Source organism: Acinetobacter sp. CE-15 (assembly GCF_051059255.1).
Lineage (GTDB): Bacteria > Pseudomonadota > Gammaproteobacteria > Pseudomonadales > Moraxellaceae > Acinetobacter > Acinetobacter guillouiae.
In genome coordinates, this window is record NZ_CP192737.1 from 4,084,154 (window position 1) to 4,108,747 (window position 24,594).

19 protein-coding genes, 2 tRNA genes and 3 rRNA genes are annotated in these 24,594 nt (G+C 40.9%); 10 read left to right on the forward strand and 14 right to left on the reverse strand.

Features of this window, described 5'->3' with window-relative positions:
- The first annotated feature begins 191 nt into the window (after positions 1-191).
- Complete coding sequence (locus ACQ7EO_RS18680; protein WP_434278347.1) at positions 192-1,565, forward strand: dihydrolipoyl dehydrogenase; 1,374 nt, start codon at positions 192-194, stop codon at positions 1,563-1,565.
- A gap of 144 nt (positions 1,566-1,709) precedes the next feature.
- Here the strand turns inward: ACQ7EO_RS18680 and rrf are convergent.
- The 8 genes from rrf to ACQ7EO_RS18720 form a co-directional block, all read right to left on the reverse strand.
- Positions 1,710-1,824, reverse strand: a 5S ribosomal RNA gene (gene rrf, locus ACQ7EO_RS18685).
- A gap of 167 nt (positions 1,825-1,991) precedes the next feature.
- Positions 1,992-4,882, reverse strand: a 23S ribosomal RNA gene (locus ACQ7EO_RS18690).
- Positions 4,883-5,219: 337 nt separating this feature from the next.
- Positions 5,220-5,295, reverse strand: a tRNA-Ala gene (locus tag ACQ7EO_RS18695).
- A 44-nt stretch (positions 5,296-5,339) separates the two neighbouring features.
- A tRNA-Ile gene (locus ACQ7EO_RS18700) sits at positions 5,340-5,416 on the reverse strand.
- 59 nt (positions 5,417-5,475) lie between these two features.
- Positions 5,476-7,014, reverse strand: a 16S ribosomal RNA gene (locus ACQ7EO_RS18705).
- The 16S, 23S and 5S rRNA genes sit together here with 2 tRNA genes alongside, the layout of an rRNA operon.
- A 471-nt stretch (positions 7,015-7,485) precedes the next feature.
- Positions 7,486-8,571, reverse strand: coding sequence for a DUF6670 family protein (locus ACQ7EO_RS18710; RefSeq protein ID WP_434278348.1), 1,086 nt, complete (start codon positions 8,569-8,571; stop codon positions 7,486-7,488).
- 34 nt (positions 8,572-8,605) lie between these two features.
- Entirely contained in the window at positions 8,606-9,433 is an 828-nt protein-coding gene (gene pssA, locus ACQ7EO_RS18715; RefSeq protein WP_004717950.1) for a CDP-diacylglycerol--serine O-phosphatidyltransferase, read from the reverse strand.
- Between the two features lie 164 nt (positions 9,434-9,597).
- Positions 9,598-10,455 (reverse strand): 23S rRNA (adenine(2030)-N(6))-methyltransferase RlmJ, encoded by an 858-nt coding sequence (locus ACQ7EO_RS18720; protein WP_004717951.1) that lies wholly within the window; start codon positions 10,453-10,455, stop codon positions 9,598-9,600.
- 116 nt (positions 10,456-10,571) lie between these two features.
- Here ACQ7EO_RS18720 and ACQ7EO_RS18725 point away from each other — a divergent pair, with 116 nt between their 5' ends.
- Both ACQ7EO_RS18725 and ACQ7EO_RS18730 read left to right on the forward strand, forming a co-directional pair.
- Positions 10,572-11,174: a 2OG-Fe(II) oxygenase gene (locus ACQ7EO_RS18725; protein ID WP_434278351.1), complete on the forward strand. Its 603-nt coding sequence runs from the start codon at positions 10,572-10,574 to the stop codon at positions 11,172-11,174.
- Positions 11,175-11,278: 104 nt separating this feature from the next.
- Entirely contained in the window at positions 11,279-11,806 is a 528-nt protein-coding gene (locus ACQ7EO_RS18730; protein WP_105713953.1) for a hypothetical protein, read from the forward strand.
- Between the two features lie 129 nt (positions 11,807-11,935).
- Here the strand turns inward: ACQ7EO_RS18730 and ACQ7EO_RS18735 are convergent, their stop codons facing one another.
- From ACQ7EO_RS18735 to ACQ7EO_RS18750, 4 genes are all read right to left on the reverse strand, one after another.
- Positions 11,936-12,190: a DUF2789 family protein gene (locus ACQ7EO_RS18735; protein WP_004818847.1), complete on the reverse strand. Its 255-nt coding sequence runs from the start codon at positions 12,188-12,190 to the stop codon at positions 11,936-11,938.
- Positions 12,191-12,423: 233 nt separating this feature from the next.
- Positions 12,424-13,410 (reverse strand): malate dehydrogenase, encoded by a 987-nt coding sequence (locus tag ACQ7EO_RS18740; protein WP_004717959.1) that lies wholly within the window; start codon positions 13,408-13,410, stop codon positions 12,424-12,426.
- Positions 13,411-13,580: 170 nt separating this feature from the next.
- Positions 13,581-14,240 carry a ribonuclease T2 family protein gene (locus tag ACQ7EO_RS18745; protein ID WP_004717962.1) on the reverse strand — a complete coding sequence of 220 codons (660 nt, stop codon included), beginning with the start codon at positions 14,238-14,240 and terminating at the stop codon, positions 13,581-13,583.
- A 38-nt stretch (positions 14,241-14,278) separates the two neighbouring features.
- Positions 14,279-16,252, reverse strand: a complete 1,974-nt coding sequence (locus ACQ7EO_RS18750; protein ID WP_034611701.1) for a lytic transglycosylase domain-containing protein — start codon at positions 16,250-16,252, stop codon at positions 14,279-14,281.
- A 289-nt stretch (positions 16,253-16,541) separates the two neighbouring features.
- Between ACQ7EO_RS18750 and miaB the strand changes: the two genes are divergently transcribed.
- Genes miaB through ybeY form a run of 3 tightly spaced genes read left to right on the forward strand, consistent with a single transcriptional unit; the run spans position 16,542 to position 19,638 of the window.
- Complete coding sequence (miaB, locus tag ACQ7EO_RS18755; RefSeq protein WP_004717965.1) at positions 16,542-17,996, forward strand: tRNA (N6-isopentenyl adenosine(37)-C2)-methylthiotransferase MiaB; 1,455 nt, start codon at positions 16,542-16,544, stop codon at positions 17,994-17,996.
- A gap of 37 nt (positions 17,997-18,033) precedes the next feature.
- Positions 18,034-19,143 (forward strand): PhoH family protein, encoded by a 1,110-nt coding sequence (locus tag ACQ7EO_RS18760; protein ID WP_004717967.1) that lies wholly within the window; start codon positions 18,034-18,036, stop codon positions 19,141-19,143.
- A 9-nt stretch (positions 19,144-19,152) separates the two neighbouring features.
- A complete protein-coding gene (ybeY, locus tag ACQ7EO_RS18765) occupies positions 19,153-19,638 on the forward strand; it encodes an rRNA maturation RNase YbeY (protein ID WP_004818840.1) in 486 nt (161 codons plus the stop codon).
- Between the two features lie 123 nt (positions 19,639-19,761).
- Here the strand turns inward: ybeY and ACQ7EO_RS18770 are convergent, their stop codons facing one another.
- Positions 19,762-20,613, reverse strand: a complete 852-nt coding sequence (locus ACQ7EO_RS18770; protein ID WP_004717971.1) for a PHP domain-containing protein — start codon at positions 20,611-20,613, stop codon at positions 19,762-19,764.
- Positions 20,614-20,657: 44 nt separating this feature from the next.
- On the opposite strand from ACQ7EO_RS18770, the gene ACQ7EO_RS18775 reads away from it, so the two are divergent.
- From ACQ7EO_RS18775 to mnmC, 4 genes are all read left to right on the forward strand, one after another.
- A complete protein-coding gene (locus ACQ7EO_RS18775; RefSeq protein WP_004717972.1) occupies positions 20,658-21,272 on the forward strand; it encodes an inner membrane-spanning protein YciB in 615 nt (204 codons plus the stop codon).
- Positions 21,273-21,298: 26 nt separating this feature from the next.
- Positions 21,299-21,601, forward strand: a complete 303-nt coding sequence (locus tag ACQ7EO_RS18780) for a YciI family protein (protein ID WP_004717974.1) — start codon at positions 21,299-21,301, stop codon at positions 21,599-21,601.
- A 4-nt stretch (positions 21,602-21,605) separates the two neighbouring features.
- Positions 21,606-22,127 carry a hypothetical protein gene (locus tag ACQ7EO_RS18785; protein ID WP_434278355.1) on the forward strand — a complete coding sequence of 174 codons (522 nt, stop codon included), beginning with the start codon at positions 21,606-21,608 and terminating at the stop codon, positions 22,125-22,127.
- Between the two features lie 98 nt (positions 22,128-22,225).
- Complete coding sequence (gene mnmC / locus ACQ7EO_RS18790; RefSeq protein WP_434278357.1) at positions 22,226-24,154, forward strand: FAD-dependent 5-carboxymethylaminomethyl-2-thiouridine(34) oxidoreductase MnmC; 1,929 nt, start codon at positions 22,226-22,228, stop codon at positions 24,152-24,154.
- A gap of 49 nt (positions 24,155-24,203) precedes the next feature.
- On the opposite strand, the gene ACQ7EO_RS18795 is transcribed toward mnmC, so the two are convergent.
- On the reverse strand, positions 24,204-24,518 hold the full coding sequence (locus tag ACQ7EO_RS18795; protein ID WP_004717980.1) for a rhodanese-like domain-containing protein: 315 nt from the start codon (positions 24,516-24,518) through the stop codon (positions 24,204-24,206).
- Positions 24,519-24,594 lie beyond the last annotated feature (76 nt).

The window sequence follows — 24,594 nt, forward strand, 5'->3', positions numbered from 1 at the left end:
AGTTTTGCCCTAAAAATACTTTTATGGCTTTTACACGAAATGTACTCAAATCTACAAAACTTTTCAATCTAATACTTGTGATATATTGAAAAAATATAATTTGACGACACTCTTTATATGAATATTTTTTATAAATTGCTATTAAATCTTTAATTAATATTTCTTGTAATATAATTAAATGAGGAGAAGATATGTACGACATCATCATCATTGGCGCAGGAACAGCGGGTATTAGTGCATATAAAGAAGCAATCAAATATACATCTAACATATTGATTATCAATAAAGGTCCATGGGATACAACCTGTGTCCGTGTTGGCTGTATGCCAAGTAAAGTTCTCATTTCAACTGCAAATCGGATGTATGACATTCAAAATGCCAAAGAAGTCGCTTTAGAGGTAAAAGCAGAGATCGATACACGTCAAGTTATGCAACATGTCAGAAATTTACGTGACCGCTTTGCTCGTGCGACGCTTAAAGATGTAGAAAGTTGGGAAACTGCACATAAAATTGATGGCGAAGCTAAATTTGTAAATGCAAATACGGTTGAGGTCGATGGAAAACATTATCAATCTAAATCATTTATTCTTGCTGTAGGTTCAACGCCGACCTATAACCAAGATTGGAAAAATAAAATAGGCAATAAACTGATTACTTCAGATGAAGTATTTGAGCTTGAGACACTGCCTAAGTCTATTGCCGTGATCGGGAGCGGTGTGATTGCAATTGAATTAGCTCAAGCAATGCATCGCCTAGGTGTAAATACGACTGTTTTTGCAAGAAGCAAAAAAGTGGGGGTGCTTAGTAGCCCTAATTTACAAGAAATCGCTCAAGCGGAATTATCCAAAGAACTGAATATTAAATTTGAAGTTTTACCTGATTCAATCCAAGATATTAAAAATGGGGTTGAAATATCATTTATTGAAAATAATGAATCTAAATGCATACAGGTTGACTATATTTTAAATGCGACTGGTCGTGCTACACACTTATCAACCTTGTCCCTCGAAAACATTGATCAGTCATTCTCAGATTTAAAACAATTACCAGTTCATCCCACCACTAAACAACTGGCTGATTTTCCAATATTTATTATTGGCGATGCTTTTACCCAAACGCCTTTACAACATGAGGCTGCAAATGAAGGAAGAAATGTCGTTTCAAGTTGTTTAAATTTTCCCAATATACATAACTTAAATAACCTATCCCCTTTAGGTATTGTGTTCTGTAGTCCAGAAATGGGGATTGCTGGGCAAAACTTTGCCACGTTGTCAAAATCAGACACAACATTTGTTACAGGTTTTGCTTCTTATGAAAAACAAGGTCGTGCATTGGTTTTAGGTAAAAATAAAGGTGCTGTTGAAGTTTATGTAGATCAGCAAAGCAGAAAACTCTTAGGTGCTGAGCTTTTTGTTGAGTCTGCCGAACATATGACCCACTTACTCTCTTGGATCATTGCAGAACAGCTGACAATTGATGAGATATTAGCAAAACCTTTTTATCATCCAACATTGGAAGAAGGCTTAAGAACAGCATTAAAACATGCCCGAAGACAACTTAAATAACGTTTTACCTATCAAATTAAGCTCTATTTTAAAGAATGGAGCTTTTATATTTCCTTTCGCAGTTTTCTTTTCATTAAGCCTATAAACACCACCCATAAAAAAACACCCCGCTCTCGTTAGAGATCGGGGTGTTTTAGATTTAAAAGCTGGCGATGACTTACTCTCACATGGGTAACCCCACACTACCATCAGCGCTAAGAGGTTTCACTTCTGAGTTCGGGAAGGGATCAGGTGGTTCACTCTTGCTATTGTCGCCAGCAAACTGTTATGGACTTGTTCGGGTCTTATTTAAATGCCTTACTTCGTACCAAATGAGTTTAACAGAACATTTGAGTTGAATAGTTTAACTAGCTTTACAACTAAATCAAGTATGTTTGATCTTTTATGAATCAAATGATGCTTCGTATACAACTGCTTGGGTGTTGTATAGTCAAGCCTCACGAGCAATTAGTATTGGTCAGCTTCATGCGTCACCGCACTTCCACATCCAACCTATCAACGTCGTAGTCTTCAACGGCTCTTTAGAGGACATAAAGTCCTAGGGAAATCTTATCTTGAGGTAGGCTTCCCGCTTAGATGCTTTCAGCGGTTATCCCTTCCGAACATAGCTACCCGGCGATGCGACTGGCGTCACAACCGGTACACCAGAGGTTCGTCCACTCTGGTCCTCTCGTACTAGGAGCAGATCCTCTCAAATTTCCAACGCCCACGGTAGATAGGGACCGAACTGTCTCACGACGTTCTAAACCCAGCTCGCGTACCTCTTTAAATGGCGAACAGCCATACCCTTGGGACCTGCTTCAGCCCCAGGATGAGATGAGCCGACATCGAGGTGCCAAACACCGCCGTCGATATGAACTCTTGGGCGGTATCAGCCTGTTATCCCCAGAGTACCTTTTATCCGTTGAGCGATGGCCCTTCCATACAGAACCACCGGATCACTAAGACCTACTTTCGTACCTGCTCGACTTGTGGGTCTCGCAGTTAAGCGCGCTTTTGCCTTTATACTCTACGCGTGATTTCCGACCACGCTGAGCGCACCTTCGTACTCCTCCGTTACTCTTTAGGAGGAGACCGCCCCAGTCAAACTACCCACCAGACATGGTCCTCGTCCCGGATAACGGGACAGAGTTAGAACCTCAATATTACCAGGGTGGTATTTCAAGGATGGCTCCATAGCAACTGGCGTCACTACTTCAAAGCCTCCCACCTATCCTACACAAGTAAGATCAAAGTTCAATGTCAAGCTGCAGTAAAGGTTCACGGGGTCTTTCCGTCTAGCCGCGGGTACACCGCATCTTCACGGCGATTTCGATTTCACTGAGCCTCTGCTGGAGACAGCGCCCCCATCATTATGCCATTCGTGCAGGTCGGAACTTACCCGACAAGGAATTTCGCTACCTTAGGACCGTTATAGTTACGGCCGCCGTTTACTGGGGCTTCGATCAAGAGCTTCGCTTACGCTAACCCCATCAATTAACCTTCCAGCACCGGGCAGGCATCACACCCTATACGTCCACTTTCGTGTTTGCAGAGTGCTATGTTTTTAATAAACAGTTGCAGGGGCCTGGTTTCTGTGGCTGCCAATAGCTCAAGGAGCAAGTCCTATCACCGTCAGCAGCGTACCTTCTCCCGAAGTTACGGTACCATTTTGCCTAGTTCCTTCAGCAGAGTTCTCTCAAGCGCTTTGGTCTACTCGACCTGACCACCTGTGTCGGTTTAGGGTACGATTCCTGTGTAACTGAAGCTTAGAGACTTTTCCTGGAAGCATAGTATCAGCCACTTCGCTAGTAAACTAGCTTGCTATCAGCTCTCAGCATAGAGCACCCCGGATTTGCCTAAGATGCATGCCTACTGCCTTTCACCTGGACAACCAACGCCAGGCTGACTTAACTTTCTCCGTCCTCTCATCGCATTACACAGAAGTATTGGAATATTAACCAATTTCCCATCGACTACGCCTCTCGGCCTCGCCTTAGGGGTCGACTCACCCAGCCCCGATTAACGTTGGACTGGAACCCTTGGTCTTTCAGCGAACGGGTTTTTCACCCGTTTTGTCGTTACTCACGTCAGCATTCGCACTTCTGATACCTCCAGCATACTTCTCAATACACCTTCATCGGCTTACAGAACGCTCCCCTACCACGTATACATAGTATACATCCGCAGCTTCGGCATATAGTTTTAGCCCCGTTACATCTTCCGCGCAGGCCGACTCGACTAGTGAGCTATTACGCTTTCTTTAAAGGGTGGCTGCTTCTAAGCCAACCTCCTAGCTGTCTATGCCTTCCCACATCGTTTCCCACTTAACTATAATTTGGGGGCCTTAGCTGGCGGTCTGGATTGTTTTCCTCTTGACTACGGACGTTAGCACCCGCAGTCTGTCTCCCGGATAGTACTCATAGGTATTCGGAGTTTGCATCGGTTTGGTAAGTCGGGATGACCCCCTAGCCGAAACAGTGCTCTACCCCCTATGGTATTCGTCCGAGGCGCTACCTAAATAGCTTTCGGGGAGAACCAGCTATCACCGAGTTTGATTAGCCTTTCACCCCTATCCACAAGTCATCCCCTGGCTTTTCAACGACAGTGGGTTCGGTCCTCCAGTTAGTGTTACCCAACCTTCAACCTGCTCATGGATAGATCACCCGGTTTCGGGTCTATACCCAGCAACTAAACGCCCTATTAAGACTCGATTTCTCTACGGCTCCCCTATGCGGTTAACCTTGCTACTGAATATAAGTCGCTGACCCATTATACAAAAGGTACGCAGTCACCGAACAAGTCGGCTCCCACTGCTTGTATGCATGCGGTTTCAGGATCTATTTCACTCCCCTCACAGGGGTTCTTTTCGCCTTTCCCTCACGGTACTGGTTCACTATCGGTCAGTCAGGAGTATTTAGCCTTGGAGGATGGTCCCCCCATATTCAGACAAGGTTTCACGTGCCTCGCCCTACTCGTCATCATTATATGTGCCCTTTCGTGTACGGGACTATCACCCTCTACGGTAGCACTTCCCAGAGCTTTCCGCTAAAACACATATAACTTAATGGGCTGATCCCCGTTCGCTCGCCGCTACTGAGGGAATCTCAATTGATTTCTTTTCCTAAGGGTACTGAGATGTTTCACTTCCCCTCGTTCGCCTCGCATGACTATGTATTCATCATGCGATACCTACCTTATGGTAAGTGGGTTTCCCCATTCAGAAATCTCCGGATCACAGGATATTTGCCGCCTCCCCGAAGCTTATCGCAGGCTATTACGTCTTTCATCGCCTCTGACTGCCAAGGCATCCACCACATGCACTTAATTACTTGACTATACAACCCCAAACAGTCGTTAATCCCTACAAGGAGGATCAACAATGTGAACTTAATCACTTCTATTTGTTGCCTGTGAATTTAATCACCATACAGCTTCAATTTAATTCATATACCAAAACGCTTGATTCAGTTTTATCGCTAGTGCTCATTTCATTCAACATTAACAATTACTTGCTAACATCAACTAAAACGAGTTTAAACAATTATTTCAACTCAAATATATTCTGTTAATGATTCACTACCGCCTCGTCAGCAAGTAGTTAACTGTGATAAATCACAGAACTTAATAAGCTATCGGCTTACTAAGTTCTGTAATCACTTAGTCTTTAATTAGTGGTGGAGACTAACGGAGTCGAACCGTTGACCTCCTGCGTGCAAAGCAGGCGCTCTACCAACTAAGCTAAGTCCCCAGCTTAAGATCTTAATATATCTGCTCTTCTGTGTTCAGTAGACTTGGTGGGTCTGACAAGACTTGAACTTGTGACCCCACGCTTATCAAGCGTGTGCTCTAACCAACTGAGCTACAGACCCTCAGATACATCAATGAAGAACAACTTGTTGTGGATTCTTACCAATCGTCAATCTTTCGTTAAGGAGGTGATCCAGCCGCAGGTTCCCCTACGGCTACCTTGTTACGACTTCACCCCAGTCATCGGCCACACCGTGGTAAGCGTCCTCCTTACGGTTAGACTACCTACTTCTGGTGCAACAAACTCCCATGGTGTGACGGGCGGTGTGTACAAGGCCCGGGAACGTATTCACCGCGGCATTCTGATCCGCGATTACTAGCGATTCCGACTTCATGGAGTCGAGTTGCAGACTCCAATCCGGACTACGATCGGCTTTTTGAGATTAGCATCCTATCGCTAGGTAGCAACCCTTTGTACCGACCATTGTAGCACGTGTGTAGCCCTGGTCGTAAGGGCCATGATGACTTGACGTCGTCCCCGCCTTCCTCCAGTTTGTCACTGGCAGTATCCTTAAAGTTCCCACCCGAAGTGCTGGCAAATAAGGAAAAGGGTTGCGCTCGTTGCGGGACTTAACCCAACATCTCACGACACGAGCTGACGACAGCCATGCAGCACCTGTATGTAAGTTCCCGAAGGCACCAATCCATCTCTGGAAAGTTCTTACTATGTCAAGACCAGGTAAGGTTCTTCGCGTTGCATCGAATTAAACCACATGCTCCACCGCTTGTGCGGGCCCCCGTCAATTCATTTGAGTTTTAGTCTTGCGACCGTACTCCCCAGGCGGTCTACTTATCGCGTTAGCTGCGCCACTAAAGCCTCAAAGGCCCCAACGGCTAGTAGACATCGTTTACGGCATGGACTACCAGGGTATCTAATCCTGTTTGCTCCCCATGCTTTCGTACCTCAGCGTCAGTATTAGGCCAGATGGCTGCCTTCGCCATCGGTATTCCTCCAGATCTCTACGCATTTCACCGCTACACCTGGAATTCTACCATCCTCTCCCATACTCTAGCTTCCCAGTATCGAATGCAATTCCCAAGTTAAGCTCGGGGATTTCACATCCGACTTAAAAAGCCGCCTACGCACGCTTTACGCCCAGTAAATCCGATTAACGCTCGCACCCTCTGTATTACCGCGGCTGCTGGCACAGAGTTAGCCGGTGCTTATTCTGCGAGTAACGTCCACTCACTGTAGGTATTAACTACAGGAGCCTCCTCCTCGCTTAAAGTGCTTTACAACCATAAGGCCTTCTTCACACACGCGGCATGGCTGGATCAGGGTTCCCCCCATTGTCCAATATTCCCCACTGCTGCCTCCCGTAGGAGTCTGGGCCGTGTCTCAGTCCCAGTGTGGCGGATCATCCTCTCAGACCCGCTACAGATCGTCGCCTTGGTAGGCCTTTACCCCACCAACTAGCTAATCCGACTTAGGCTCATCTATTAACGCAAGGTCACAAGTGATCCCCTGCTTTCCCCCGTAGGGCGTATGCGGTATTAGCATCCCTTTCGAGATGTTGTCCCCCATTAATAGGCAGATTCCTAAGTATTACTCACCCGTCCGCCGCTAGGTCAATCACCGAAGCAATCTCCCCCGCTCGACTTGCATGTGTTAAGCCTGCCGCCAGCGTTCAATCTGAGCCATGATCAAACTCTTCAGTTAAAAATCATTAGTGACTTAAGGTCACAATTCTGGCTCATCAATGTACTGACAAATTCTCTCAAATAAACTTCGAGTAATTTAAACCAATCAATCAATGATAATATTTCGATCAATCAATCAGTAAAAATCCACACAAGTTGTTCTTCATATTCTCTTAATGATCTTCTCAATGCTTCGTCAGCATCAAGCTAGGTCGGCTATACTACTCTCTATCTCTAAAAAGTCAATCAATAATGTTAATTATTTTTTCTAACAAACCCAACCCTAACATCATCTTAAAATCTCAATTCGAAATCTTAACAACTTAATCAAGTGCCTGATTTATCAGAAGTTTTATTTAACATCACCGCCGATGGATGTGCATTCTACAGCATTCCCAATCCAACACAACCCCTTTTTTTAATTATTTTTCATTTTATCTATCACTTGCTTATTTATTCTTCTAAATTGGCCTTATTTCTGTTTTTTGGTCTATTTTTTAAGCATGATCAGCACAGGACTGCTCGATTTATTTGATAATTTATTGTCTTTATCTATTTCCTGCCATTTTAAAGGGCGGCAATCTATATATTCACAGTAACCACCCTCACCTTGATAGTATTCATCATTGAGATGTAGTTGATAAACAAAACTTCCAACATAACCTGCAGCTAAACCAAACTTATAATCACCACGGCTTTGTGCTTGAATATCAATTTTGGTATTTTCATCTTGATATTGCCATTCAAACTCGCGTGGTAAATACATCTCCTGATGATTTACTGTTGTGACTTTAGGGAACACCCGATGAATATTGAAACGGACCTGTCGATCAAGCATTTCTGTTTCATTGTTTTGAATATCTCGAATATAGATACGTGAATGTAAAATATTATTCATCTGATCACGACTATGCATAAAAATAATCTGTAGATCGTCATTCACTTGAATCAATTGATATGTATACAGCGCATAAGGCAGATAAGGAAAATTCACTGTTTTCATATATTCAAAAACAGCATTTTGTTCAATTTCGTAATTTTGATCTTTGTATTGAATTGTCCCTTTACAATGCGCAACCAAAGACCAGTGCTGTGCAAATCCAAATTTCAAATGAATAAAATGAGAAATTAAAGGCATTGTTGTAATGCTTAAATTCATACTCAATTCGTCATCTTGTCTTTGAATAGTAAAATCAGGAATTTTTCCAAACACTTTTTCTTTTTGACCAAATGTATAAGTCACATTGCTATTTTCATCAATGTGAAATTGGCATTCATGCTGAATTGAGTATGAGTTTAATTGTCCCACCATATGGGGACTGGAGCTGACCAGTAAGGTTGCTGTATCTAAAGCAGTTGTTGAGATTTCATTGTTATTGCAAAAAACAGGACTATTGGGCTGCCCAATCAAACTAAAAAAATTGAGGTAATGCAACGGCGCAGGTAAATTGGAAAGCACTAATTTTTGATGAATAATTTTATATCTGTCTTGTGGGGGATGACAGCAAAGTTCTATAGGCTTTTGAGCTTGATTCAGCTGTTTAGACTGATCTAAGAAATCTTGAAACAACCGCATATCAAGCCCCCTTACCTTTTTATCTTTTTACATTTTATTCAACAGTATTCTTTCTCGCTAAGAATGTTGTCACAAAACCAGAAATCGCATAGATAATCGAAATGACTAAAATCCCTACAGGAATATTATAAGTGATTGCTGCAAGGATAAAAACTGCTATAGGCAATACAAAGAATGGAACACGTTTACGGTCTACCGTTTTAAAAGAATAATATTTGATATTTGAAATCATCAACAAACCTACTGCAATAATAACAAATGCATTGGTCGCTTGAATCGCAACATCTTTTAAATCAAAAATATAGGTAAAATCTTGTCCAACCCATACCCATGCAATAATAATAATTGCTGCCAATGGGCTTGCCACACCAATGAAATAACGCTTATCGACCACACCAATTTGTACATTAAAGCGGGCTAAACGAAATGCAGCACATGCGGTATAAACAAAACAAGCAGCCAAGCCAATCCGCCCGAGATCATGCAAACTCCAGCTATACATCAAAATTGCTGGCGCAACACCAAATGCCAAGAGATCTGAAAGAGAATCGAATTGTTCACCAAAAGCACTTTGTGCACCAATTGCACGAGCAACACGACCATCTAAACCATCAAATAGTGCTGCAAGGAATATCGCATAAACGGCTTGAGTGAAGTCACCATTCATACTGGCAATGATCGAGTAAAAGCCAGATAACAACGCAGATGTTGTAATCAGGTTAGGCCACAAATAGATTCCGCGACGTTTGACCTTCTGCCCTTCATGGGTATGCTCTTCTTCTTCCACTTCAAAAGTAATGCCATCAAATCCATGGTCTTGATTAGAAGAGTTTGGGCTTTCTGGTTTATTTATATTTGTCATTTTTTGAATCCTATCTATGGCTCTTATAGAGCTGTTGATATCTCACTTAAATATTTTATCACATTCATTTTTAAGTGAAATTGATGTGAATTACTCAATGTATTTCGTCTTAATTTGTAATTCACACCATCGTTCATGTTTCTGTTGATATCCAATCGAATGGATTATTCACCCACTAACCAGCGAACAGCAGCATGTCCACCATTCTCACTCATACGTAAATGTGGGAACAACCATTGTAATGCCTCATCAGCATCGTTAGAGAATTTCCAAGGTGGGTTAATCACCAATAAACCACAACCATTCAACCCGACTGGTGTGTCATCTGGCCAAACACAAACTTCACAGACCAACTGACGGCGAATCCCTGTTTTCATCATTTTCTTTTCAAAACGATCAATCATGGCACGGTCTTTAATTGGATACCAAATGGCAAATACGCCTGTTGGCCATTTTTTATGTGCAGTGGCAATCAACTCAACCAATTGCGGGAAGTCTTTACGTTCTAATTCATAAGGTGGGTCGATCATCACCAAACCACGTTTTTCTTTTGGAGGAATAACCCCCAAAAGACCTTCATAAGCATCACGCTCATGTAAACCCGCACGTTTATCGCGAATATTAAAATACAGTTGTTGAAACACATCACGCTGCATTTCAAAAATAGTCGCTTTATCAATATCACGCATGCCTTCAAGTGCAAACCACGGTGAACCTGGATAAGCGCCTTTACCTGAACCTGCACGCATATCTTCAACAATTTTAAGATATTGTTTTACACCTTCAGGCGCATTACGTTTAATCGACTCATCCAGCTTAACCAGACGATGAATACCGGTTAAGAATTCACCTGATTTTTGTGCTTCAGAAGTAGATAAATCGTATTTACCTGCACCACCATGTGTATCTATATAGCGATATGGTTTGTCTTTAGTATTTAGACGTGTCAAAAGTTGCAGCAATAACACATGTTTCATGACATCGGCAAAGTTGCCTGCATGGAAATGGTGACGGTAATTCATGTTTCGATTAATTCCTGAGTTCAATAATCATTTTAACACGAAAAAATATTTCTTCACTGTCCATCGTTTGTTCTAATATAACAACATATCTTTATTGCACTATTTTTTGGTAATTTATGGAAGCGCTGCTACTCCCAAAGTCATGGAATGTTGATCAAATTCTTGATGATTTAGATCAACATGGATTTACCATTATTGATCATGCTTACTCCGCTGAATACGGACTTCAACTGGTTGCAGAATGTACTTCAAATTTAAATCGCTTTCGTGAAGCAGCAATTCAAAATGGTGTGATCAGCAATATTCGCAGCGACCATATCTTGTGGATCAATGAAGAGCTTACGATCGCACAACAACATATTGATGCACTCAAACAGCTCTCGCAAATTTTAAACTACTCATTTTATTTAGGCATTCAGGATGTAGAAGCACATTTTGCCTGCTATAACGCAGGTGAATTCTATGCACTTCATCGCGATAATCCGCAAGGTAAAAATGGCCGTATGATTTCTACTGTGTATTATCTACACCAAGAATGGCAGGATGACTGGGGTGGAAAGTTACACTTACAGGATAAAAATAATGTTTGGCATACAATAGATCCCCAGCCTAATCGTATTGCCATGTTCCAAAGTGATTTATTACATGAAGTGCTAGAAGCCAACCATCAGCGATTATCAATTACCGCATGGCTAAGAAGCGACAATACTGTGTTGTAATATACTCAGTTTTCAAATTTGCAACGCTGTATCTCTATAGGCCAAGCTTTAAATTATTGAAATAGACCTCATAATACTCTTCATAAATTCAGAGGATTCAGCACATGTTTGATAATACAAAACAAATCATCTCGCGTATTGGGGAAACAGATCAATTGTATTTGTCAGGCAATACACCTGAACTTGCACTTGAACGTGGGGACTTACGCTTACAGCTGGTCACTCAAAGTCATTCAAAGCAGGAACAAATCCATTTCTTGCAAGAAGCCATTGTTTTACTTGAAACTGCACGATTTGAATATGAAGAAATGCCAATGTCAGTCTACATTCAGCTTTCTTTGCATTTGGCCAAAGCTTATATGATTTACTTTGAATTGACCAAAGAATCACGTTATGCCTTGATTACGCAGCAGATTTTAAAACCATTGGCACAACATCATCATGCTGATATTTACTTTATGTTGGCTTATGCATCTGTGAGTAAAAATGAATTTGCATTGACTCGTCACTGGCTGAGTAAATATATCAAGACAACTGATTTTGATTTAACCTTACTGCAACAACACACTGCCTTTAGACCTGTTCGCAATGAAACTTGGTTTAGTCAAATGATTCAGTCTAAATTACATTGATCAGCGCTATGCCCATTCAAAATAACTCAATTTGTTATTCGTTTTGATCAAAGCTAATTTGATCGATGCGAAATAGAAAAGATGGCCATAACGGCCATCTTTTTTGTTGCTCTGGGGGAAACTAAATCATTAGGCTGTTAGCTTATACGCATCTAGATGTAATTGTTGGTTTAACTCGTCAATCCAAATTGCCCAATCATCATCTTGTATCAAATGACTAATTAATAAGTCACGTTGAGATTTATTCCAAAACGGCGCTTCATGTAATGAAAGATTTGCTGGCAATTGATGAGTGCGTACATATAGCTCAATTGCTGCGGGACTATTTGCCAAACCAAGTTGAGAAAATAGTAATTCTAAGGATGGTGTGTTCGTCCTGAGCATATTGCCTCCTTATATAAATTTATTTGTCATCTTTTATTCAATTAACTTATAAGAAAATAATTTTAAAAGATAGTCTAGATTTTAATTTTCTTGTTTCAATTTGTGATTAAAAAACAAACAAATGTTGGCTTAATATAAATTATCGATTCTCAGAATATTTGATTTGAAGCATAAAAAAAGCACTCTAAATAGAGTGCTTTTTCAAAATTAATCTTTAAAAGATTAATTTTTAATTATTTAAGCATATCAGCAATAGCTGCGCGCTCTTCTTCAAGTTCTTGAAGTGTTTTGTCCATACGTTCACGGCTGAATGCATCAATTTCTAAGCCTTCAACACGAGTGTATTCGCCATTTTCACAAATTACAGGAACACCGTACATCACACCTTCAGGAATTCCATAAGAACCGTCAGAAGGAATACCCATTGTTACCCATTCGCCATTGGTGCCAAGCGCCCAATCACGCATATGATCGATCGCAGCATTTGCAGCAGAAGCAGCAGAAGAAAGACCACGCGCTTCAATGATTGCAGCACCACGTTTACCAACAGTTGGAAGGAATACGTTTGCGTTCCAATCAGCATCGTTGATTTTGTCTTTTAAGCTTACGCCATTTGCAGTTGCAAAACGGTAGTCCGCATACATTGTTGGAGAGTGGTTACCCCAAACTGTAAGGTTTTTGATATCCGCTACAGCAACACCCGCTTTTTGAGCAATTTGAGTCAACGCACGGTTGTGGTCAAGACGTAACATTGCTGTAAAGTTCTTCGCTGGAAGATCTGGAGCAGATTTCATTGCGATATAAGCATTTGTATTTGCAGGGTTACCTACAACAAGTACTTTAACGTCACGGCTCGCAACTTCGTTAAGTGCTTGGCCTTGACCAATGAAGATTTCACCGTTCACTTTCAACAAGTCAGCACGTTCCATACCAGGACCGCGTGGACGTGAACCAACCAATAACGCGTAGTCAGCATCTTTAAATGCAACTTTTGGATCATCAGTACCGATCATGCCAGCCAATAATGGGAAAGCACAGTCATCTAATTCCATCATTACGCCTTTAAGCGCAGCTTGAGCTTTCTCAAATGGAACTTCTAACAATTGCAAAATAACGGGTTGGTCTTTACCAAGCATTTCACCGCTAGCGATACGGAATAATAAGCTGTAACCGATTTGACCAGCTGCGCCAGTAACGGCAACGCGAACAGGTTGCTTCATGTAATTATCTCCAATGAGGATCGTTAATGTGATTAAACGGTTAAATCCGTTTTAATCGAATTATCATAAACGGCAAAGATTGTACTCCAATCCTTTAACAGTTGCATGTAAAAGAGAATGCTTTTCAACAAAAGTATGATAGGAAATATAAATAAAATTCCTCAGAAGAACTAATAAGTCCCTTTGATCGAGAATGTATTTGGGCAGTTTGAAACAATGTGATTTGAACATTGTTTATACTGACCATTGACCCGATAACACACTTGAACCTCGGTTAACACTGGGTTTGATGATGAACTTTGACAAGTAAAACGGATACTGTCGTTATTCATTCCCGGGTTTAATCTAACAAATTGAGTTTTTAACGCATTATGTTGCACATTCTTGTTTTCAGAGCTGGTTAAATCTGCAGGAATTTTCAAACGATCTGCTAAATTAATCACAGTTCTAAAATATTGACTCGCGTTCATTGGAACACAGCCACCCACGCTACGCCACAACTGAATACGTGCATTTTCCTCAGGCATTACCCGTGCAACCACCTTAGCTTGTAAAGGGGTCAAACTTGCAGATGTATTGGTGGTGCAATTCCGCTCTGTCGTTTCAGGCAACAGACCTGTGATTGTCAATGAATAACCTTCGAGACATTTGCGTTGCTTTTGTTTTGAAGAATCAAGTGCACAGACAGCAGGTGTCAACTGGACTTGCATGACATAGCCTTGTAATTGCGGTGCAGCATGTAACTGCACATTGAGCCCAAACAATCCCGCAAAGCATAAGCTCCATGCTAAGCAAGATTGTTTCAATTTACGCAAAATTTTGAAAATCATTGATTTACCAACAAAGTTTCATCCAAGTCCAAATAGTTTTATTGTGAAACACGGGTTGGAATAACAGGCATACGACTTTCAATCGCTTGAGGCCCTTGTCCCAACAAGATTCCATAATGTGCTGCATTGGTCATCACATTTTTGACATAGTCACGTGTTTCATTCAGAGGAATAGATTCTGTATATTGATCTGCTGAAAGATTTTGATAATCTGGCTGCCAACGCTTCGCGCGATTTGGCCCAGCATTATACCCTGCGGTTGCCAAGACAGGATTACTGCTTAATTGACCATGAATCATCGACAGATAGAAAGTACCATAGCGAATATTGGTGTTGGCATCACTGAGTGCAGCAGGATTATAAGTTTCACCCATTTGTTTTGCCACCAACTTTGCAGTGCCTGGCATAATTTGCATTAAACCACCTGCACCAACATGTGAGCGAGCAGCAGTCACAAAACGACTTTCTTGGCGCATTAAACCATAGGCCCAAGCTGGATCAATACCTGCATTACGGCTATGACTCACCACCAACGACTGATGAGGTGTGGCATAACGATAAACATAGTTATGTTTTTTCTCAGTACGTTCTGCTGCGTAAATTGCACGATCATACCAGCCCATATCAGTTGCACGTTTTGCCGCAGCAAGCAGCAACCCATCATCATGTTTTAAGTATGCCTGACGTACCGCCCAGTTCCATTCCCTATTGGTATAAGTCGCAGGCGCATTAATATTTCGCAAAGTAAATGCACGACGGAAATGAATATCGCTATTTAAGCGTTGCTGATCATCAGTTGAAGGCTGTTCTCTGGCAGGACTATCATTATACTTTTGCCCCAAATGATCTTTGGCAAGCAGATTATGATAATCATCACCTGACATTGCCAATCGTTGATAAATATCTTTGGCAGTTCTTTTAGATTGTGCATCATTGCGTTGTTCTGAAGCACGTGCCAACCAATATTGCCAACGGTCTTCTTGCTTTTGTGTCACGCTCATACTGTCTATTGCACGAATCACACTTTCCCAAGCCCCAAATCGAATGGCTTGTCGTGCATAAACTTCTGCTTCTTCTGCACTGAATGGCGCACCATAGCTTGCATCAAAATTTTGCAGTACTTCACGATTAAAATTATTTTTCATAACGGTCGTTCCGCCGATATAACCGACAGTACGATAAATATATTTTTGCACATCCGCTGGTACACCCTGAACCAACTTAGGTACCGACTGCAAAGCGCTGGTTAAATCCGTATCTGCCGCACGACCCAATGCATAAACCAAATAAGCATAATCTTCTACATTATTTTTTGGTGCAGACCATAAATAATTTAATGGATTCGCTTGGATTTGGTTCAATTGGGTTAACGATAAATTAACGCCAATCGTTTGTGCGGTAGCGATGGCTAGACCAGACTGCCCTGCTCTCAGTTGTGCATATAATCGTTGTTGACGATCTTGAGCAGTCATGAGTGGGCTACTAAGCATCATGCGGCCTAAACCATTACATGACTCAGGTTGAGAATTGGTTGCCAACCAAACATCTTTAAATTCAGCATAGACCAAAACGTCACCAGTTTTCGCACGAACTTGAGCAACGGCACAACGTTCTGCTTGATCTGGATTAGAGACATATTGCAATACAGGTTGCGCGCTTGCGTAATCTGCTTGTTTAACCTTTTCTTCGACATAATCCGCAGCCAACTTTTCCGCCATCGCCGATTGAGGATAACGTTGCGCAAAGCTAATAATATTTGCAGAAGGTTGAAAAGCGAGATTTGAATTCAGTGACCAATACTCAGGATAATAGCCCAAAGCATCATTTTGCATTGAAGAACGATATTGTTCTAAAGCACTTGGATTATTTGCATTGCGTAAAGCATCATTAAACTGCTCTTCAGCAGCATGAGCCACTTGCAGGCTTGTACATGCAACTGTTCCTAAAAGGTAAAGTTTTAATTTATTTTGCTTAAGTTGCTGCTTTAACACCGTTTTTCTCTCAACCTGCATGATGTGCCTTTAACATACTGATGCACTTATTTGTGCCTAGTTTAATTATTCTAATCCATTTCTACTGTTGTGTTATGTAACCTTATGATTCATCATTAATATTGTTCTCTATTTTTTCTTCATAATTTTCATTTTCAATGCCCTACAATCCAATAAATGGCAATAGCCGCTAAATATTTTCCTGAGTTCACTCTAAATGCTATAAAATGGCGCGCCTTTTATGAGTCTGTTAAAATAGCAGGCTTAGTACACATTCAAAATTCCCTTTATTCATAGGAAAGACGCCTCCATGACGGTTCAAACCTTCATTCCCAATGGTGCCAAAGCTGCCTCAGAAAACACTGTAACCCAGCCACAGCACACCCCAGCCGACGGTGCAGTAAAAAAACTGTATATCGAAACGCAAGGGTGTCAGATGAATGAGTATGACAGTCATCGTATGGCAGATCTTTTAGGCGACTCACACGGTTATATTTTAACCAAAGATCCAAGTGATGCAGATATCCTGTTAATGAATACCTGCTCAATTCGAGAAAAAGCCCAAGAAAAAGTATTTTCTGAGTTGGGTCGCTGGCGCAAATTAAAAGAAAAAAATCCTGATCTCGTCATCGGTGTTGGCGGATGTGTTGCTTCTCAAGAAGGCGACAATATTCAAAAACGTGCACCGTATGTCGATATGGTTTTTGGCCCTCAAACCTTGCACCGTTTACCGCAAATGCTGGATCAGCATGTTGAGCAAATTGAAAAGCCGAAGAAAGACAAAATTAAACTTGTAGATATTTCATTCCCTGATATTGAAAAATTCGACTTTTTACCTGAACCACGTGTTGAAGGTTACAAAGCGTTTGTTTCAATCATGGAAGGTTGCTCGAAATACTGTTCTTTCTGTGTGGTTCCCTATACGCGTGGTGAAGAAGTTTCTCGTCCTTTGGATGATGTCTTGGCAGAAATTGCTGGTTTGGCTGAAAAAGGCGTTCGCGAAATTAGCCTTTTAGGACAAAATGTAAATGGCTATCGTGGTGAAACTTTTGAAGGTGAAATTTGTACCTTTGCAGATTTATTACGTTTGGTTGCAGAAATTCCAGGAATCGGTCGTTTACGTTATACAACATCCCATCCGCTCGAATTTAATGAAGATTTGATTCAATGCTACCGTGACCTGCCACAAATGGTTTCACATCTGCATTTACCAGTACAAAGTGGCTCAAATGATGTGTTACAAGCGATGAAGCGTAACCACACCATTGATGTCTATATCGAAAAAATTGCCAAACTGCGTAAAGCTCGTCCAGATATGCATTTATCTTCAGATTTTATCATCGGCTTCCCTGGTGAAACTGATGCACATTTTGAAGAAACCTATCAGTTTATCCAAGATTTAGACTTTGATCATTCTTATAGTTTTGTTTATTCAAAACGCCCTGGTACACCAGCGTCTGAATTACCTGATGATACCTCTGATGCAGTCAAGAAAGAACGTTTAGCCAAAGTTCAACACTGGATTAAGCAATCAAGTATTCGTAAAACCGATGCGATGTTAGGCACCATTCAACGTGTACTGGTTGAAAATGTTTCCAATAAAGATCCAAATTTATTGGTCGGTACAGCTGACAATACACGTTTAGTAACATTTGTAGGTGACGCCTCTTGGGTCGGACGCTTTGCAGAGATTGAGGTTACAGAGATTAAGACCCTAAATTTAGTTTATGGAGAACTCTTGAATCTTGAGCCTGACGTGGCGTAATGTAAGGGTATAGACTTTACTTTAAAAAGGATATCTCTTGACTGCAGCGATTCGACGTACAGTAGCTTTTCCAGGTATTTCAGTTGAACGTTTAAAAAGCATGTTAGGTGCTTATAACGGTCATCTGAAACAAATCGAACAACGTTTAAATGTCAACATTTCTCATCGCAACGATAACTTCTATATCGATGGTGATTTAGAAGCAGTTGAGAGAGCTGAAGGTTTATTGCAGCGTTTGCATGCAGAAGCTGAACTCTCTCAGCAAATCAGTGCTGATACGATTCATTTGATGATTCAAGGCAGCCAAACTGACCGTGAGTTACAAGACGACCTTTCAGACAATGAGCATACCGGTTTAGATGATGTCTGGTTGCAAACGCGTAAAGGTCGAATCAACCCTCGTGGTGCCAATCAAAAACGTTATGTACAACGTATTCTACAAAGCGATATTTCTTTCGGAATCGGCCCAGCAGGTACAGGTAAAACCTATCTTGCAGTCGCTGCTGCGGTAGATATGCTAGAACGTAATGAAATTCAACGTATCCTTTTGGTTCGCCCTGCTGTTGAAGCTGGAGAAAAACTTGGTTTCTTGCCGGGTGATTTAAGCCAAAAGATCGACCCATATCTACGCCCGCTATATGATGCGTTATATGAAATGCTTGGCTTCGAAAAAGTTGCAAAACTGATTGAGCGCCAAGTGATTGAAGTTGCACCGCTTGCTTATATGCGTGGTCGTACATTAAATCATTCCTTTGTGATTCTCGATGAAGCACAAAACACCACCCCTGAACAGATGAAGATGTTTTTGACCCGTTTAGGTTTTGGTTCTCGTGCAGTGATCACCGGGGATATTACACAGGTCGATTTACCACGCGGGCAACAGTCTGGTCTTGCTCACGCATTGCGTATTATCGAAAAGATCAAAGAAATTCACATCACTCGCTTCCATTCCCGAGATGTCGTTCGTCATCAGCTAGTACAAAAAATTGTAGAGGCTTATGAAGGATGGGACAGTGAACAATACCGTTTAAGTGCTGAAGCACGTGCAGAACGTAAAGCACGTCAAGAAGCCTTAATTTCTGAAAATGATTCTGCCGCAGATGCTCAACATGAAGAACATACTGCTGCAAATCAGGAAAATGTTTAAGGACTGTTTTTGAAACTTAGCTTATCGTTACAACAAGCGTTTGAAGCACCAGAATTGGTGCTCAAACGTGTCTATGTAAAAAAAGTCATTGAAACAACACTACGTCATATTGATGTAGACCAAGATTGTGAAATCGGAATTGCGTGTGTTGATGAAGATGAAAGTCACAAATTAAATTTTGAGTATCGTGAAAAAGACAAACCCACCAATGTATTGTCTTTTCCAAGTGAGATTCCAGAAGAAGTTTTACCCATGCTCGATGCATTACCCATCGGTGATTTAGTCATTTGCATCCCCGTGGTTTTGCAAGAGTCGATTGAACAACAAAAAACACCGATTGAGCATTTCACTCATATGCTGGTTCATGGCACCTTACATTTAATGGGGTATGACCATGAAACTTCTGATGATGATGCTGAAGAAATGGAAGCACTCGAAATTGAAATCTTGAAAAAACTAGGCTTTGAAAACCCTTATACTGTTAAAGAAAGTTGATTTTATAATCAACTCCAAATCCCTCTGCTCTAGAGGGATTTTTTGTTTCATTCAAATGAGATGCCTTTCAAAAAACTGATCTCATTCGAAAATCTAAGTATTTGAATACATCATCACGGTGTATTATCGGAAACTCTCCCAAATCCCAACTTGCCCTTCTTTGACGCGTGGAATATTGCCTAATTTAATCCAAGGCATATTGTCACCATGAAAATCACTCCCCACAGACACTTTTAAACCATATTCAGCAATCATTCGATCAACCATTTGTCGTGTTGAAGCGGGTTCCATTGCGGGTGGAAGCTCAACAGCATCACCACCATATTGTGCAAAGATTTCAATTAAATAACGGGTATTTGTTGCTGATAGATCATAACGTGTTGGGTGTGCCAATACTGCAAAACCTTGACTTTCATGAATCACCTGAATGGTTTCTGCCAAACCTAAACCATCAAATTTCACATAGGCTTTTTTACCTTCCTTAATGTATTTATCAAATGCCTGCTGTGCGCGCTGAACAAAACCCTTTTCTACAAGGGTCTTGGCAATATGCGTCCGAGTAATCCGATCAGGTTCACCATCTACTTTTGCCACAACTTCTGCATAAATATCCTGATGAATCAAAGGAATTAGCAAATCACAGATTTGCTTGGCTCGCTCAGCACGAATTTTCTTCTGTTGCGTTAAAAGCTGTTGTAATGGTTCAGGATTTTGCATATTGAGCGCAACAATATGCACACCATAACTTTTTTTAGTCTCTGGTCTGGACCATTGACTAGAGATTTCTACACCTGAAATGATTTGAATTGGTTGATTTTTTGCAAATTGTTCAGCTTGTATTAAGCCATCCATGCTATCGTGGTCCGTCAATGCAAGTGTATGTATGCTTTTCTCGATGGCAGCTTGAACCAATAACTCTGGTGTTAGAGTCCCATCAGAAATATTACTGTGAGTATGTAAATCTATGCCTTGCATCTTTTATACTATCCCATCAACCTGAACAGACTAGATACTTTAACATGAAAGCACTTTTAGACTTTGTGCCCCTCATAATTTTCTTTTATTTATACAAAACGGTTGATCCTAAAAACACCGATCATCCATTATTACAATTGATCGGCTCAGCAGGTGGTGTAAATAACAACAACATTCTTGTTGCAACTACAGGTCTTATTATTTCAATGCTTGTGGTCTATGGTGCGTTATTCATTTTCCAAAAATTCCGTCTGGATAAACAACAATGGTTTGTTTTGTTCATGACCGTCATTTTTGGTGGAATCACCTTAATGTTGAGTGATGACTTCTATATTCGCCTGAAAGCTGCAATTTTGAATTTAGCCTTTGCTGGCGCGTTCTTACTCTCTCCCTATTTTGGTAAAGAAAAGAAGCCTCTCATTCAAAGATTATTTGGTCCTGTTTTAAACCTGACTGAAAAAGGCTGGAAAAATCTAAACTTTGCATGGGCTGCAATGTTCATTGTCATGTCTTGTTTACATATTTTCTTCGCATTTTTATTTGCAGGTGGAAAATATTGGGGTGAATTTACAGCATTTGGTGACATGATCGTCATGTTTTCCTTTATTATTATCCAGTTTGTTATATTACGAAAACACTTTAAATCTACCGATGAATAAAGTGTTTTAGAAAATCGAGAAATATCATGCCATTATTTGTAATTACGTGTACAGATCAAGCAGGTACAGTAGAAAAACGTCTTGCTGTACGCCCACAACATTTAGCTCGACTCGAGAAGTTAGATGCTGAAGGCCGTGTCATCGTGGCTGGCGCGATGCCGATTGATCGTGAAAATCCACAAGCAGGTTTTTATGGCAGTACTTTAATTCTCGATTTTGACAGCCGTGAAGCTTTGGATGAATGGTTAAAAGACGAACCTTTCTTAAAAGAAGGGATTTATAGTCATATTGATGTTAAACCATTCAATAAAGCATTGCCTAAGGGATAACATAATGCGCGTTGTCGTCCAAAGCTTACTTAGCATGACTTTAAGTTCTTTTGTACTTTTATCACCTGTTGTATCGGCTGAGCCTACTCAATCTTCAGCGACTCAAGCAACGACGGCAGCGCCTACTCAGGCAGCCCAACCTGTTGCACCGCCAAAACCGAGTATTATTCCTGCTGTAGCAGGCGCAAATTCCAGTACCCAAACACAGGCGCAAGCACAAGAAAATAAACCGTTAACAGCTGAACAAATTAGCAAAGAAAAAGCATCTCAAGATGCCAAAGCTAAAGCTTTGGTTAAAGACCAAGCAACACGTTTACAGCAACTTGAAAAGGCCAATTTAGAAGCCCTTTCACAGAACCAAGAATTACAACTCAAAAATGACAATCTGGGTGTACAAGTTCAAGTTCTACAAAGTGAACAAAGTGCGCAAATGTTCTTATATGGTGCTGCGACCATTGCTGTTGGTGTTTTACTTGGCTTTTTAATCGCAAGCTATATCTATACCAAACGTCGTCGCCAGTGGTAAGCCACTGCTTCGACATTACGCTTAAAAAGTTTCACGCTATAACCTGATACTGCGAAATGTCAGGTTTTTTCATTTTAATTATCAAAAGGTAATCTGCTTTGTCAAATGCCATTCAAACTGCCGATTTAGACTGGCAATGTATTGATGGAATTGAAGTTCCAATTTCCAAACAATTTGGTGATGTCTATTTTTCTAAAGACAACGGGTTACTTGAAACCCGACACGTATTTTTGAATGGTAATGATCTTTCAACACGACTTGCAGATTTAGATGATTTTGAATACTTCTGTGTTGGTGAAACTGGTTTTGGTACAGGATTAAATATTTTGGCATTGTGGCAACTTTGGCACAATGTTCGTCCAGATAATCACAGCCACTTACATGTGATCAGTGTAGAGAAGTTCCCCTTGTCTAAACAGGATTTAACCCGTGCGTTAAAGGTCTGGACTGAACTTCAACAATTTTCTGATCAATTGATTCAACACTATCCATTGCCCATCGCTGGTTGTCACCGTTTAAGCTTTCCAGAAGCGCGTTTTTCAATTGATCTCTGGTTAGGTGATGCACATGATGTATTTCCAGCAATGGTTAAAGCCCAACAAGTTAACGCATGGTTTTTAGATGGATTTGCACCCTCTTGTAATCCAGACATGTGGGAAGACAAAGTTTTAAACAATATTGTCAGACTGTCAGATTTTGGAACAACTTTTGCCTCATTCAGCGTGGCAGGTGTGCTTAAACGGGGTCTAAAACAACATGGAATCACTATTTCACGTCCGCGTGGTTTTGGTCATAAACGTGAAATGCTAAAAGCCATTTGGAATCCATCTGAGCAAGCAGCCGAAGAAAATCAATCACAGTCAATGGACCTTACAGCGCAAAATATTCAAAAAAAAACACGGAAAACTCAAAATAATTTAAATCAACGCCACATTGCTATCATTGGTGCTGGAATTGCAGGTTTAAGCTGCGCATGGGGATTTGCCCAAAGAGGACATCAAGTTACGATTTACGACCAATCAGCGCCTTTAGCAGGTGCTTCTGGTAACCCTCTGGCCTTATTAAATCCGAAACTATGCCCTATCGAGCAAAGTTCGGAACATTTAATGACCTTGGCTTGGCAACATGCCCTACAGCACTATCCAAAATTTCAGGCTTTTCGTGCTATTGCCGTTCAACAATTAGCACAAAAAAATGCTGAACATTTACTGGATTTAGCAGCGCAATATCCTCAAGATTTACTCAAAACTCAAACAGCCGATGATTTAGAGCTACAAACTACACTTGAGAGTTTACAGCTCACTCAAGCGGGTTCAATCTATCCCCAGCAACTTAAAGACCAAATCATTGAACATCCGCTGATTCAATTTAAACATGCTCACATTCATAGTATTGTTCAATCGAATCATCATCAATTAACCCTACAAGATAGCCAACACACCGATCTTGGTGATTTTAATCATGTGATTGTCTGTTGTGCCAAGGAAAGCCATGCTTTTTTTGAGCAGTTCCCAATACTCAAACCGATCCGTGGACAAGTCAGTTGGCTCAACAATGTTAAACACCGATTAGATCCGCAATATGCCTACAGTTATGGTGGCTACTGCATGCAGCTTGATGAGCAGCATTTGATTTTAGGTGCTTCTTTTTATCCCAATCGTGATGACACTGAAGTTTTGCTTGAAGACCATGTGCATAACTATGAACTTATCCACAGTGTGTTTCCACAATACGCAGAATCACTCTGCAAAGTAGATGAATGGCACGGGCGTGCTTCTGTACGAGCCCAAAGTCTGGACTATTTTCCATTACTGGGAAAAGTTGAAGCTGAGAAAGAGGTTTATACATTTTCTGGGCTGGGCTCTAAAGGTTTTTTATTTGCGCCCTTGTGTAGTGAAATATTGGTGGCTTTGGTCCTTAATCAAGCTTGCCCGATTCCCCAAAATTTATTGCAAAAATTAAATCCAAACCGCTTTCAAAAGAAAGTAAAAGCCAAAAAACCTTATTTTAAACCGATTCAATCATGATTCTTTTTTATTAATTATGTGTAATAAAAAAGCGCCTTTCGGCGCTTTTTTATGAACCCTGTTCTAATGGGAGACCTGCATCACGTGCTGCACGTGTTCCCCCCATAAGTACAACGTAATCACGAGAATCATCTAAACTCTCTAATTTTTCAGCAGCTCGAGGCGCTTTACTTCCACCACCACATAAAATGTAAATGGACTGATCCGAATTCACTTGAGTCAAGCTCTCAGCACTTAAACCATCTATAGGCTGATTTACAGCCCCTTTTACATGGCCTTCGGCAAAGGCTTTTGCATCACGAACATCCCAGATAACTGCATTTTCTGGGAACTCAAATGTTGTAATTTCTAATTTACGGATCATTGTGCACTCCTTTGATGTAAACAACACTTGGCAAATGAAGAAAACATCCCTAGCATCTCAGATATTCTTTCCATTT